This is a genomic window from Streptomyces sp. NPDC001678 (assembly GCF_042892945.1).
Taxonomy (GTDB): Bacteria; Actinomycetota; Actinomycetes; order Streptomycetales; family Streptomycetaceae; genus Streptomyces.
Map to the genome: position 1 here is coordinate 467,405 of NZ_JBIAUP010000003.1, position 13,103 is coordinate 480,507.

At 72.2% G+C, this 13,103-nt stretch carries 16 protein-coding genes; 13 read left to right on the forward strand and 3 right to left on the reverse strand.

The features are described from left to right. Positions 1-5: 5 nt before the first annotated feature. The 5 genes from ACFYZR_RS08905 (at position 6) to ACFYZR_RS08925 (ending at position 4,823) form a co-directional block, all read left to right on the forward strand. Positions 6-419, forward strand: a complete 414-nt coding sequence (locus tag ACFYZR_RS08905; RefSeq protein ID WP_391907086.1) for a DUF3151 domain-containing protein — start codon at positions 6-8, stop codon at positions 417-419. A gap of 200 nt (positions 420-619) precedes the next feature. Then, the gene (locus ACFYZR_RS08910) at positions 620-1,441 is read left to right on the forward strand and encodes a tryptophan 2,3-dioxygenase family protein (protein WP_391907089.1); all 822 of its coding nucleotides are present in this window, start codon (positions 620-622) and stop codon (positions 1,439-1,441) included. Beyond that, positions 1,434-2,663, forward strand: a complete 1,230-nt coding sequence (gene kynU / locus ACFYZR_RS08915) for a kynureninase (protein WP_391907092.1) — start codon at positions 1,434-1,436, stop codon at positions 2,661-2,663. Before ACFYZR_RS08910 ends, kynU begins: the two co-directional genes overlap by 8 nt. Before the next feature lie 241 nt (positions 2,664-2,904). After that, a complete protein-coding gene (locus tag ACFYZR_RS08920; protein WP_391907337.1) occupies positions 2,905-4,167 on the forward strand; it encodes a sensor histidine kinase in 1,263 nt (420 codons plus the stop codon). Continuing rightward, positions 4,164-4,823 (forward strand): response regulator, encoded by a 660-nt coding sequence (locus ACFYZR_RS08925; RefSeq protein WP_391907095.1) that lies wholly within the window; start codon positions 4,164-4,166, stop codon positions 4,821-4,823. The genes ACFYZR_RS08920 and ACFYZR_RS08925 overlap by 4 nt, the downstream gene beginning before the upstream one ends. A 140-nt stretch (positions 4,824-4,963) precedes the next feature. Here ACFYZR_RS08925 and ACFYZR_RS08930 read toward each other — a convergent pair whose 3' ends face one another. Further along, complete coding sequence (locus tag ACFYZR_RS08930) at positions 4,964-5,869, reverse strand: diacylglycerol kinase (RefSeq protein WP_391907098.1); 906 nt, start codon at positions 5,867-5,869, stop codon at positions 4,964-4,966. Between the two features lie 177 nt (positions 5,870-6,046). Between ACFYZR_RS08930 and ACFYZR_RS08935 the strand changes: the two genes are divergently transcribed. The 8 genes from ACFYZR_RS08935 to ACFYZR_RS08970 all read left to right on the forward strand — a co-directional run bounded on the left by ACFYZR_RS08935 (position 6,047) and on the right by ACFYZR_RS08970 (position 10,852). Continuing rightward, on the forward strand, positions 6,047-7,333 hold the full coding sequence (locus tag ACFYZR_RS08935; protein WP_391907100.1) for an adenylosuccinate synthase: 1,287 nt from the start codon (positions 6,047-6,049) through the stop codon (positions 7,331-7,333). Positions 7,334-7,435: 102 nt separating this feature from the next. Beyond that, complete coding sequence (locus ACFYZR_RS08940; protein WP_391907103.1) at positions 7,436-8,299, forward strand: helix-turn-helix domain-containing protein; 864 nt, start codon at positions 7,436-7,438, stop codon at positions 8,297-8,299. 15 nt (positions 8,300-8,314) lie between these two features. Continuing rightward, entirely contained in the window at positions 8,315-8,503 is a 189-nt protein-coding gene (locus ACFYZR_RS08945) for a DUF397 domain-containing protein (protein ID WP_391907104.1), read from the forward strand. Between the two features lie 212 nt (positions 8,504-8,715). Further along, complete coding sequence (locus ACFYZR_RS08950; RefSeq protein ID WP_391907107.1) at positions 8,716-9,126, forward strand: hypothetical protein; 411 nt, start codon at positions 8,716-8,718, stop codon at positions 9,124-9,126. Next, a complete protein-coding gene (locus ACFYZR_RS08955) occupies positions 9,126-9,437 on the forward strand; it encodes a hypothetical protein (protein WP_391907109.1) in 312 nt (103 codons plus the stop codon). Before ACFYZR_RS08950 ends, ACFYZR_RS08955 begins: the two co-directional genes overlap by 1 nt. 124 nt (positions 9,438-9,561) lie before the next feature. Beyond that, complete coding sequence (locus ACFYZR_RS08960; protein WP_189455760.1) at positions 9,562-9,804, forward strand: type II toxin-antitoxin system HicB family antitoxin; 243 nt, start codon at positions 9,562-9,564, stop codon at positions 9,802-9,804. Beyond that, complete coding sequence (locus ACFYZR_RS08965) at positions 9,804-10,019, forward strand: type II toxin-antitoxin system HicA family toxin (RefSeq protein ID WP_189455762.1); 216 nt, start codon at positions 9,804-9,806, stop codon at positions 10,017-10,019. The genes ACFYZR_RS08960 and ACFYZR_RS08965 overlap by 1 nt, the downstream gene beginning before the upstream one ends. Before the next feature lie 251 nt (positions 10,020-10,270). Then, positions 10,271-10,852, forward strand: a complete 582-nt coding sequence (locus tag ACFYZR_RS08970) for a Uma2 family endonuclease (RefSeq protein ID WP_391907113.1) — start codon at positions 10,271-10,273, stop codon at positions 10,850-10,852. Positions 10,853-10,879: 27 nt separating this feature from the next. On the opposite strand, the gene ACFYZR_RS08975 is transcribed toward ACFYZR_RS08970, so the two are convergent. Continuing rightward, positions 10,880-12,682: a protein kinase gene (locus tag ACFYZR_RS08975; RefSeq protein ID WP_391907116.1), complete on the reverse strand. Its 1,803-nt coding sequence runs from the start codon at positions 12,680-12,682 to the stop codon at positions 10,880-10,882. Positions 12,683-12,853: 171 nt separating this feature from the next. Continuing rightward, on the reverse strand, positions 12,854-13,057 hold the full coding sequence (locus tag ACFYZR_RS08980) for a cold-shock protein (RefSeq protein ID WP_391907119.1): 204 nt from the start codon (positions 13,055-13,057) through the stop codon (positions 12,854-12,856). Between the last annotated feature and the right edge of the window lie 46 nt (positions 13,058-13,103).

A 13,103-nucleotide genomic window follows, 5' to 3' on the forward strand; every position in this document is an offset into this window, starting at 1 on the left:
GCCCCATGTCCATTCACGAGAACCTGCTCGGGGGACCGCCCCCGACCCATCTGCCCGACGACCCCGAGCCGCGCGAGCTCCTCGCCTCCGGCGCGGCCCCCGCCGAGGTCGCCGCCAAGTACCCGGCGTCCTCGCTGGCCTGGGCACAGCTCGCCGACGACGCGTTCGAGGCCGGCCGGACCGTCGAGTCGTACGCCTACGCCCGCACCGGCTACCACCGCGGCCTCGACGCGCTGCGCCGCAACGGCTGGAAGGGCCACGGCCCGGTGCCCTTCGAGCACGAGCCCAACCGCGGCTTCCTGCGCGCCCTCCACGCCCTCGCCCGCGCCGCCCAGGCGATCGGCGAGCAGGAGGAGTACGAGCGGTGCAGCACGTTCCTCCGCGACAGCTCCCCGACGGCGGCCAGCACCCTCGGCTGACGTCCGGCTGACGTCCCGGGCGTCCCCGGTACCCTGCCGGCACCCTGTCGGCGCCCCGTCGCGAACCGGCCCGGCACCGTCCACGGCTCTTGCCGTGGGCGGTGTCCGCGACGCAAGATGCGCACAGGGGACCGGAGCTCCGATGCCGACGGGAAGGGGCGGACCGCTACCCGGGAGCACGCTGCCGAGGAGAGTCCGCGATGTCCCACGCCCCCATAGCCCCCACCCTCGAGTTCGAGGGCACGACCCCGTACGAGGCCTACGTCCGCGCCGAGGTCCTCACGAACCTTCAGAAGCCGCTCTCCAGCGACCCCGGCGAGATGGTCTTCCTCGTCACCACCCAGGTCATGGAGCTGTGGTTCACGGTCGTCGTCCACGAGTGGGAGACCGCCGCCCGCGCCCTGCGCGAGGACGAACTGCCCGTCGCGATGGCCGCGCTCAAGCGGTCCACGTACGAGCTGGCGGCGCTCAACTCCTCCTGGGAGCCGCTCGCCCATCTGACGCCCACCCAGTTCAACTCCTACCGCTCCGCGCTGGGCGAGGCGTCCGGCTTCCAGTCGGCGACCTACCGCCGCCTGGAGTTCCTGCTCGGCGAGAAGTCCCCCGCGATGCTCGTCCCCTACCGGGGCGCGCCGCGCGTCCACGCGGAGCTGGAGAAGGCCCTCCACGCGCCCGGCCTCTACGACGAGGCGCTGGGCTGGCTGGCCCGGCGCGGCCACGCGATACCCGCCGCCGTCCTCGACCGGGACCTCGCCGCGCGCTACACGGCCGACCCGGCCGTCGAGGACGTCTGGCACCGCGTCTACGCGGGCGACCAGGGCACCGACGAGTGCCGGCTCGGCGAGGCCCTCACCGAGGTCGCGGAGCTGGTGTGGCGCTGGCGCAACGACCACCTCGTCGCCACGAGACGGGCGATGGGCGCCAAGGTGGGCTCGGGCGGCTCGGCCGGGGTCGCCTGGCTGGAGAAGCGCGCCGGTAAGCACGTCTTCCCCGAACTGTGGACGGCGCGAAGCCGTGTCTGACGACACCACGGGTTTACGCGCCGAGGCGGCCGCCCTCGACGCCGCCGACGCGCTGCGCGCCAAGCGCGCGGAGTTCGTCCTCGACGACGACACCGTCTACCTCGACGGCAACTCCCTCGGCGCCCTCCCGCGCGCCGTCCCCGCCCGCCTGGCCGACGTCGTCGGGCGCGAGTGGGGGCGGCTGCGCATCCGGTCGTGGCGCGAGTCCGGCTGGTGGACCGCGCCCGAGCGGGTCGGCGACCGCATCGGGCGGCTCGTCGGGGCCGCGCCCGGCCGGATCGTCGTGGGCGACTCCACGAGCGTCAACGTCTTCAAGGCCGTCGTCGCCGCCGTCCGCATGGGGGAGGGCGCGGGGTCCGGGGGCCGGGCCAGGGACGAGATCCTCGTCGACGCGGCCACCTTCCCCACGGACGGCTACATCGCCGCCTCCGCGGCCCGGCTGACCGGCTGCCGGATCCGGGCCGTCCCCGTCGGCGACCTCGCCGCCGCGGCCGGCCCCCGCACCGCCGTGGCCCTCGTCAACCACGTCGACTACCGCACCGGCCGCCTCCACGACCTGCCCGCCCTCACGGCCGCCGTCCACGCCACCGGGGCGCGGATCGTCTGGGACCTGTGCCACAGCGCGGGCGCGCTGCCCGTCGGCCTGGACGCCCACGGCGTGGACCTCGCCGTCGGCTGCACGTACAAGTACCTCAACGGCGGCCCCGGGGCGCCCGCCTTCCTCTACGTCCGGCGCGACCTCCAGCCCCGCTTCGACTCCCCGCTGCCCGGCTGGAACTCCCACGCCGACCCCTTCGGCATGGCCCCCGACCACACCCCGGCCGGCGGCGCGCAGCGCGGCCGCGTCGGCACCCCGGACATCCTCTCCCTGCTCGCGCTGGAGGCGGCCCTGGACGTCTGGGAGGGCGTCGACCTCACGGCCGTACGGGCGAAGAGCCTCGCCCTCACCGACTTCTTCCTGCGCTGCGTGGAGGCGTACGTACCGGCCGGCCGGGCCGTGTCCGTCACCCCCGTCGCGCACGCGGAACGGGGCAGCCAGGTGGCCCTGAGGACCGCCCGGGCCGAGACCGCCGCGAGCACCATGACCGAGCTCGTCCGGCGCGGCGTGGTCGGCGACCACCGCCCCCCGGACCTGCTGCGCTTCGGCTTCACCCCGCTGTACACGACCTTCGCGGAGACGGAACGGGCGGCGCGGGTGCTCGCCGAGGTGCTGGGGGAGTGAGCCCCGGTCCCGCCCTTTCACCGTTTCCCGGGGCTCCGCCCCGGACCCCGGGGGGCTGGGGGCTGCCCCCAGGAAACGGTGAAAGGGCGGGACCGGGGCCTCTCCGCCCCGTCGCGGCGGCGCGTGTAGTACTTGAGACGGACCCCCGGAGATCCGCTGACAAGCGGACGACGTCTCCGCTCCGGTTGCCTACGGTTGATGTGTGACCAAGACGCATGACACGAACGGCCTGCGCAGCGAGATGCGCCTCCTGGAGAGCGCCACCGACGAGATACGCAAGGACCTGTTCACCGACGCCTTCGCCTTCCGGCCGCTGCCGCCGCTCGGCGAGGGGAACGTGCTGGTCCGCAGGGCCCCCTGGGGCCTGGGCCGCTCCACGCGCTGGCTGCCGCACGCGTTGGTCATCGCCTTCACGGCGCTGGTCGCGCTGGGCACCCTGGCCGAGCGGCCGAGCATGTCCGGCCTGGTCCTCGCGCTGTTCGTGGCCGTCCCGCTGGTGACCACGCTGCTGCGGCCCGTCGGCGCCTGGTGGCTGTCGATCGGCGCGATCTTCGTCACCGCCGTGCTCCTCGGCGGCGGGCTGTGGACCCCCGGCGGCCTCGTCTCCCACCTCGCCGTCATGGTGCTCGTCACCCTCCGCACCCGCCCCCGGCTGGCCGCCGAGATGTGGCTGATCACCGGGGCCTTCCAGGTGTTCGTGTCCGTCGTCCACGGCACCGGCATCCACAACGACGTCCTCGAGATCTCCATGTTCTACGGCGTGGTGCTCTTCGTCACCGCCGCCGTCCGCGCCATGCGCGAGTCCAAGCAGCAGGTCGCCGAGCAGGTCGCCGTCACCCAGGTCGAGCGGTCGCGGCGGACCGTGCTGGAGGAGCGCACCACCATCGCCCGCGAGCTCCACGACGTCGTCGCCCACCACATGTCCGTGGTCGCCATCCAGGCCGAGGCCGCGCCCTACCGCGTCCAGGACACCCCGCCCGAGCTGGCCGCCGCCTTCGCCACCATCCGTGAGAACGCCGTGGCCGCCCTCACCGAGCTGCGCCGCGTCCTCGGCGTCGTACGGTCCGAGAACCCGGACGCCTTCGCCGCCCCCGAGGCCCCGCAGCCCACCCTCGCCGACCTCGACGGGCTGCTGGCCAACGTCCGCTCCGCCGGGCTCACCGTCGAGAAGGCGACGACCGGCGCCGTCCGGCCGCTGCCGCAGGGCGTGGAGCTGTCCGCGTACCGCATCGTCCAGGAGGCGCTCAGCAACGTCCTGCGCCACGCGCCCGGCGCCACGGCCCGCATCGAGCTCTCCTACGTCCTCGGCGGGCTCGGCCTGCGGATCGTCAACGGCCGCCCCGACCGTCTCGCCAAGCCCTCCCCGGGCGCCGGCCACGGCGTCCTCGGCATGCGCGAGCGCGTCACGATGCTCGGCGGCGAGATGACGGCGGAGCCCATGGACGACGGTGGCTTCGAGGTCGTCGCCTTCCTTCCCGTCGCACCGGGCGAGGCCGCCGCATGACCATCCGGGTGCTGATCGTCGACGACCAGATGATGGTCCGCGAGGGCTTCTCCGTCCTGCTGGGCGCCCAGCCCGACATCGAGGTGATCGGGGAGGCCGTGGACGGCCTCGACGCCGTCCGCAAGGTCGCCGAGCTGCGACCGGACGTGGTGCTGATGGACATCCGCATGCCCGGGATGAACGGGCTGGAGGCGACCCGCGAGATCGTCGCCGCCGACGCGGGCGCGAAGGTGCTGGTGCTCACCACCTTCGACCTGGACGAGTACGTCTACCAGGCGCTGCGCTCCGGGGCGAGCGGCTTCCTGCTGAAGGACGCCTCCGCGCGCCAGCTCGCCGACGGCGTGCGCGTCGTCGCCGACGGCGAGGCGCTGCTGGCGCCCACGGTCACCAAGCGGCTGATCCAGGAGTTCTCCCGTCTGGGTACCCCCAAGACCCCCACGCCGGAGCGCGTCGGCGACCTCACGGAGCGCGAGACGGAGGTGCTGGTGCTGGTAGCCCAGGGGCGCTCGAACGCGGAGATCGCGGAGCATCTGGTGGTGGCGGAGTCGACGGTGAAGACCCACGTCAGCCGGATCCTGGTGAAGCTCGGGCTGCGGGACCGGACGCAGGCGGCGGTCTTCGCGTACGAGGCGGGCCTGGTCCGGCCGGGCGGGTGATCCCGGGCGGGGCCCCGCCGCGACGGTGATCGGCCCCCACCGGCGAGGTCGGCGGTGCCTGACCAGCGGGAACGGTGCGGCCCGGTGGGCCGGTTTGTGCCCACCCGTTCCGCCCTGCGGAACGATTGCCCACAAACGGGTCACTCCCGCGGCAGCGTCAGCCCCCACGCGTCCCCGACCGCCGTCCACGTCCGGGTCCGTACCGGCCCCCGGACGCGGTTGTCGGCGCGGTAGCGGAAGTCCGGGCCGGAGACCGTGACCGTGCGGGCCAGGACCCGCAGCGGGGCGCCCGCCGGGTCGCCGGCGTGGACGACGACCTCGGCCAGGCCGTCCACGGCCGCCACCGCGACCCGCCCGACCGGCCGGTCCAGATCGGCCAGGACCTCCCCGTCCGCCTCCACCCGCAGCCGCGTCGCCGAGGGCAGCGGATGCCGCCCCGCCGCCGGCCCGGACAGCAGCGTCAGGGCCGTACGGGCGGTCCGGGCGGCCGGCGTCCACCACGACTGGTGCCCGCCGGGGCCCCCGTCCGGGCCGCTGCCGGGCGCGGGGACCGCCGCCCCCGCCGACGGGCTCCGGTCGTCCGCCCGGCCCGCCCGTACGGCCCCCGCGGGCGCCCAGAGGCCGCCCAGGACGACGCCGTCGCTCTCGTCGGCCAGCAGGCCCAGCCGCCGCTCCGCGCCGTCCAGCACCGCCCTGGCGGCCGCCACGGTCCCCAGGGGCACGCCCAGCACCCGGGCCACCGACACCGCGGGGAGCGCCCCGACGGGTACCCACGCCAGCGGGGCGTCCGCCAACTCGCGGCGGCGGTGGAGCAGGCCCACAATTCGCAGCAGGGCCCGGTCGTCGCCGATCACGACGATCCGCCGCCGTCCGCGCCGGGCGACGGCCCGCGCCACCTCCTCCGGACCGCCCGGGAGACAGATTTTGGCCACCGCTCCGGCGCACAGCACATCCCTCGCGATCCGCGTGGACTCGCCGTCCACACGCCTGGCGACCGGGTCGATGACGACGAGCAGCTGCGCTCCGCTCGGGTCTGGAGCCGACACCTTCGTCCTTCCTCAGGTAATCTCTCGGTGCAAGAGCCCCTGTCGCTGTTGCGCCAGGGGCTTCGTCTATCCGGGGCACCGGTTCGACGGCTCTAGCGGTGGTGAACGCCCGTATCACGCGGGCGGCAGGCCACCTGTGCACGTTGGACATGCCCCGCCCGGAAGGGGTGTACGCCTGTGCCCGCACTTGTGCTGCTCGGTGCTCAGTGGGGTGACGAGGGCAAGGGAAAGGCCACCGACCTCCTCGGTGGATCCGTCGACTACGTGGTGCGCTACCAAGGTGGCAACAACGCCGGCCACACGGTCGTCGTGGGTGACCAGAAATACGCGCTCCACCTTCTCCCTTCCGGAATCCTCTCGCCGGGGTGCACCCCGGTCATCGGCAACGGCGTCGTCGTCGACCCGGCTGTCCTGCTCTCCGAGCTGAGCGGGCTGAACGAGCGCGGCGTCGACACGTCCAAGCTGCTGATCAGCGGTAACGCGCACCTGATCACGCCCTACAACGTCACTCTCGACAAGGTGGGCGAGCGCTTCCTCGGCAAGCGCAAGATCGGCACCACCGGCCGGGGCATCGGCCCGACCTACGCCGACAAGATCAACCGCGTGGGCATCCGGGTTCAGGACCTCTACGACGAGTCGATCCTGACCCAGAAGGTCGAGGCGGCCCTGGAGCTGAAGAACCAGCTCCTGGCGAAGCTCTACAACCGCCGCGCCATCGACCCGGCGAAGATCGTCGACGGTCTGCTGGACTACGCCGACCAGATCAAGCCCTTCGTGGCCGACACCACGCTGGTCCTGAACAACGCCATCGACGAGGGCAAGGTCGTCCTCTTCGAGGGCGGCCAGGGCACGCTGCTCGACGTCGACCACGGCACGTACCCCTTCGTCACCTCCTCGAACCCGACCGCGGGCGGCGCCTGCACGGGCGCGGGCGTGGGTCCGACGAAGATCAACCGCGTGATCGGCATCCTGAAGGCGTACACCACGCGCGTCGGCGCCGGCCCGTTCCCGACCGAGCTGTTCGACAAGGACGGCGAGGCGCTGCGCACCATCGGCGGCGAGCGCGGTGTCACCACCGGCCGTGACCGCCGCTGCGGCTGGTTCGACGCGGTCATCGCCCGCTACGCCACCCGCGTCAACGGCCTGACGGACTTCTTCCTCACCAAGCTCGACGTGCTCACCGGCTGGGAGCAGATCCCGGTCTGCGTCGCGTACGAGATCGACGGCAAGCGCGTCGAGGAGCTGCCCTACAGCCAGACCGACTTCCACCACGCGAAGCCGATCTACGAGATGCTGCCGGGCTGGACCGAGGACATCTCCAAGGCCAAGACCTTCTCCGACCTGCCGAAGAACGCCCAGGCGTACGTCAAGGCGCTGGAGGAGATGTCGGGCGCGCCGATCTCCGCGATCGGCGTCGGCCCGGGCCGCGACGAGACGATCGAGATCAACTCGTTCCTGTCGTAAGCGGCGCGATTGCGTGACGGCGCCCCGGCGGTCATCGACCGCCGGGGCGCCGTCGTTTGTGCCACAGTGTGCGGTCGACACTGTGGTGCGAGGGGGAGCGTGATGTCGGTCAGGAAGCCCCCGACCGAGCGGCAGCGGCGGTTGGGTGTGGAACTCCGCAAAATGCGCGAGCGGGTCGGTCTGTCGCTCGTCGAAGCGGCGGTGTTGCACCGCACCGACAAGACCACCATCAGCAACACGGAGTCGGGTCGTTTCGGCGTGAGTGCCGACCGGGTACGTGTTTGGGCGGGCAACTACTCTTGCCCGGATCACGAGTACGTCGACGCGCTCGCGGAGATGGCCAAGGAGCGCCGCGCCGCGAACAAAAACTGGTGGGACGAGTACCGGGGCGTGCTCGCCGCCACGGCTCTGGATCTTGCGGAGATGGAGTATTACGCGGTCGGGTTGCGTGGTGTGCAGATCACGCATGTGCCGGGCCTGCTCCAGACCGAGGACTACACGCGTGCCGTCTTCCAGGAGGCTGTGCCGTCGCTGGCGCCGGATGATCTGGACCGCAAGATCGCCTTCCGGATGAAGCGTCACGGTGTGCTGGAGCTGCCGCGCCCACCTGAGTGCGTCTTCCTCATCCATGAGGCGGCCTTGCGGATGAGGTTCGGTTCCAACGCTGTGATCAAGGCCCAGTTGGGCTATTTGCTGGAGCAGTCGACGCGCGAGCACGTGGTCATCCGCGTTGTTCCGTTCGCCGCTGGGAGCTACCCGAGTTCCGGTAGCTCCTCGACGCTTTACGTGCAGGGGCCGGTTCCGCAGCTCGACACAGTGCAGATCGATGTCCCAACCGGGTCGACTTTTCTCCACTCGGAGACGCATCTTGCGAACTACCGCACGGTCGTGGAACGGATGCGGCAACTCGCTATGAGCCCGCGATCGTCGCGGGACTTCATTCGTTCCGCGATGCGTGGGCTATGAGGGCGTGAGGGATACATGGGTATACGGTGGCGCAAGTCCTCATTCTCGGAGATGGGTGACAACTGCCTGGAAATCGCCGCGAGTTGGGGCGAGGTTCTTGTGCGTGAGAGTGATGATCCGCGCGTGGTTCTCAGTACCACCCCGGCCGCTCTCCGGGCCCTCCTGGTGGTAGTCGCGAACGAGAAGTTCGGTCGTTCTGCTTAGGTTCTCGTTTGATGGAAGGTTTCTGCAGGGCGTGGGCATGGTTGGCATATGCCATTTACGCGGTCTCGACGTACAAACGTTGATAGCTGATGAGCGTTGGCGCTACGGTCTCAACTCCGCCCGTGGCCCGCGAGGTTGTGGCGCGGAAACAAAGGGCCCCGGCGGCGTGTCCGCGCCCCGGGGCTTGGCCAACGCCGCATAGGAGCGTCAGCATGCCCAACCGTATCGGGCTCGTCCTGCAACGAACACTCTCCCTCGTCCTGAACCTGCTGTTCCCGGCCACGGGAGCGCGCCGCCGCGCTGCCGCGGCGCCGTACGGCTCGTGCCGCACCGGTACCGGAACCGCCCGCCCCGCCGCGCGGCACGTCCGCACCACATCCGGCCTCTGCCTCCTCGTCCGCGCCCTCACACCGCCACCGCTGCCCGGGGCGCCGGACCGGTGTGCCGCCCGCGCCGACCTCACCCCCTTCTTCCACCCCTACCGCCTCACCCATGAGCAGCGCCGGCGCCGTACCGCCCTCGCGCTCGCGCTCGACGGCATCGACATCGGCCCCTGGGCCATCCACGGTCACCGCATCGGCACCCCCGCCGTCGCGCTCGCTCCCCGGGCGGTGGCCGCGTGATGATCACCCCGAACCCCGTCCCGCTGCCCCCGCTTCCGCCACTCCCTCCGCGCCACGGGCTGCGGGTCAGCCGGGTCCCCGGCAAGCCCGTCCGCCGTGAGGCCGACGGCGGCATCGTCGTCCCCCTGTGGCTGGAGCATCACGGCCGGTTCCACGCCGATCTCGTCCTCCGGCTCTCCGCCGCCGAGGCGGAGCACCTGCACGCGCAGCTCTGCCGCGCCCTCGACGGCGCGCCCGTGACGACGTCCGCCGACCGCACGCCGGACTGCCGGAAGGACGGCGGGGGCAGCGGGGGAACGCACCAGCCGTAGGCCGCCCGCCCGGCCTCGCGCTCCGGCGCGGGGCCGGGGCCCTTGCCACTCGGGCCGACGGCCGCGCCGGCGCCGCCCATAGACTCGACGGCGGATACGAGCCCCACCTCAACGGGAGACCGCAATGCCCGAACAGCGCGTCACGTTCCACATCCTCTACACGCCGGACGAAGGCGGTTACAACGCTCTGGAGCCGGTCACCGGCACGACGAGCTGGGGCAGCGACCTCGCCGAGGCAAAGGCGATGATCAGTGAGGCTCTCGAGCTGTACTTCGCCGAGGTTTCTCGCGAGGACGCGGAAGAAATCGCCGCCCGGCAGGCCGGTTCCTGGTCCGGCGATGTCGATGTGACGGTGAGTGCCGCCTGATGCCGCCGCTCCCACAGATCTCATCCGAGCGGCTTATCAAGGCCCTGGAACAGCTTGGCTTCACACGCCGGGCCGGCAAGGGCTCGCACACCGTCATGCGGCGCGGCAGCGTTGTGTGCGTCGTGCCGCACCGCAGCCCGGTTCCCAAGGGCACGCTCGCGAATGTGTTGCGACAGGCGGGCGTCACACCGGAGCAACTCACGGAGGCCATGTGACCCAGAGGTATCCGGTCCCGTCCTCGGGCCTGTAGCGCCCCCTCCCGCACCACGGACCGACAGCAACACCGGCACGTCGGCACCAGGGAGGGGCGTGGGCGCATGGTTGTCGGTCCGTCCGTCCGCTCGGCCCCGTGCCCCGTGCGGGGCCGAGCCCCAAGCCGTCACCCGTCCGGGGGAGCGGCAGGAAAAGGGAGCCGGTGCCTGTCAAAGGTCGGCAAGGCTGGCCTTCGCCTGGAAGGGAGTGCAACATGACGGTTATGGCCGAGCGCACGTCGCACATGCTGGTGGAGGAATTCGAGCAGATCGCCTCCGCCGCGCCCGAGACCGTCACGTTGGAGTTCATCAACGGACGGATCGAGGAGAAGCCGGTGGCCGACGGGGATCACGACGCGATCATCATGTGGCTGCTCAGGCGCTGCATGCAGGTGCGCCCCGAGCTCGATCTCTACACCACCCGCGGACTGAAGGTCGGGAAATACCGCAAGGGCAGGGCCCGCCCGGACGGCGCGCTCGTGCCCGTGGATCACTTCGCCGGGCACGGCGAGTGGGCGGACCCCGACGGCGTGCTGATGACCGTCGAGGTCACCTCGTACGACGGGGACACCGACCGCCGCGACCGGCAGGAGAAGCCGGCCGCCTACGCTGCCGCCGGCATCCCCGTCCACGTTCTGGTCGACCGCGACGCCGGTGTCGTGGCCGTACACACCAACCCTGACCCGGAACGCGGATACCTCGACATCCACCGTGCCCCCTTCGGAGAGCAGGTCGCTCTTCCCGGCCCGGTGAACATCACGCTCGATACGGAGCCGTTGAAGAACTACATCCGCTGACGCCCCGCGTCTCCTACGACCGAGCGTTCAGCCCGTCCTGCTGTAGACCAGCGACGCGTCCTTGGTGCCGGAGTCGGTGAAGTCGCGCCGCATCCGCCCGTCCGGGAGCAGGGTCAGGTCGGACGAGGATCCGGGCTGGCAGGCGGACGCGGGGTTCGCGTGGGTGACGGACGACGGGCCCAGGCGCAGGGAGCCGCCGCCCCCGCCGGACACGGTCGCCCGCCACTGGCAGGTGTAGGCGGTGCCGTCGGAGAGGGTGCCGCGGCCGTCGATGGTGGCGCCGGCCCCCGCGACGGTGATGGTCCGGTAGTTGGCGCCCGCGCCGCTGTCGAAGGTGGTCTGCCAGGTGCCGGAGTACCCCGGATACTCCCCGGCCCGGGTGGGGTCCTGGGTGGTCGGGGCGACGGTGGGCGGCGTCACGGGGTCCGTCCTGGGCGGGGTGGTCCGCGCGGAGGGCGAATCGGGCGAAGCGGGACCGGGTGCCGGTGCGGAGGCCGATGTGCCGGAGCCCGTGGCCTTGTTGTCGCCGTTGTCGCGGTTGAGCACGTACACCAGCCCGCCGCCCGTCAGCAGCCCGGCGGCCACGACGAGGGCCACCAGGTACGGCGTCTTCGAGGAGGGCTGCGTCTGCGGCCCGACCTGCACGGTCGGGTGGTGGTACGGGCCGTTGTACGGGCCCGGCTGGGGCATTCCCGGTTGCGGCGTCCCCGGCTGCGGCGTCCCCGGTATGTGGGGCGGCAGCGGCTGGTGGTGGGGGTACGGGCCGCCCGGCGCGGTGAGCGTGGGCGGGTCCGGCTGCCGGGCGCCCGGGGGCGGTCCGGCGATGGTGGGCGGCTCGGCCGCCGGGGGTATGGGCTCGGCGACCGTGGCGGGATGGCCGGTGGCCGGACGCGCCGGTTCCTCGGCCTCCTCCACCTCCAGGAGGCTGATCGCGTGCCGGCCCAGCTGGGCGACGAGGCCGCCGGGCAGCCAGGGCTCGGCGGACCGCAGGTCCTCCAGGGTGTCCTGGACGCCGGTGCGCTCCAGGACCTCCGCGGGGCTCGGCCGGTCGGCGGGCTCCTTGGCGAGGCACGCCTCGATCAGCTGCCGCAGCCCGTCCGGCACCTCGGTGAGGTCCGGCTGCTCGTGGACGATCCGGTACATCACGGAGTGCACGGCGCTGTCGGCCGCGCCGAAGGGCATCCGGCCGCCGGCCGCGTACGCCAGCACCGAGCCGAGGCCGAAGACGTCGCTCGCGGGGGTGATCGTGTCACCGCGCACCTGCTCGGGCGACATGAAGCCGGGGGAGCCGACGGTCGCGCCGGTACGGGTGAGGCCGGCGCCGGTGACGGTCTCCAGGGCCCGGGCGATGCCGAAGTCGATGACGCGGGGCCCGTCGAGGGTGATCAGCACGTTCGACGGCTTGAGGTCGCGGTGGACGATCCCGGCGGCGTGCACCGACTGGAGGGCGCGGGCGAGCCCCGCGCCGAGAATCCTGACGGACCGCTCCGGCAGCGGCCCGAAGTCATGGCCGACGACCCGGCCCAGCGAGGGCCCGGCGATATAGCCGGTGGCCACCCAGGGCACGGTCGCTTCCGTCTCCGCGTCCAGCACGGGCGCGGTCCACTCGCCGCCGACCCGCTGTGCCGAGCGCACCTCCTGGGCGAACCGGCGGCGGAACTCCTCCTGACCCGCCAGCTCCGGGCGGACCACTTTCACCGCGACCGTGCGGCCACGGCCGGAACGGGCGAGATAGACCCGGCCCATCCCGCCCTCGCCCAGCCGGCCCAGTAGTCGGTACGAGCCGAGCGTGCGCGGATCCTCCGGCGACAGACCTTCGATGCCGTCCATGCCGGCACTCCTTCCCCCATGTTCCACGGCGGAGAATAGCGGCACGGCAAAGGGCCGGGTATCCGCACGGCGAAATCACCGATACCCGGCCCTGAACGGGGGCGCGCGATCCTGCCGGACGCGCCGGTCGGACGTCGCTCCGGCGCCGGCCCGACTTCGGCCCGACTTCGGTCAGGAGGGGATGATGTTCTCCGCCTGCGGGCCCTTCTGGCCCTGGGTGATGTCGAAGGTGACCTTCTGCCCCTGCTGGAGCTCCCGATAACCCTGGGTGGAGATGTTGGAGTAGTGGGCGAAGACGTCGGTGCCGCCGCCGTCCTGCTGGATGAAGCCGAAGCCCTTTTCCGAGTTGAACCACTTCACGGTGCCGGTAGCCAAACTGATCGATCTCCTTAATGGGGGCGCCCTGCGGAATTCCGTACTC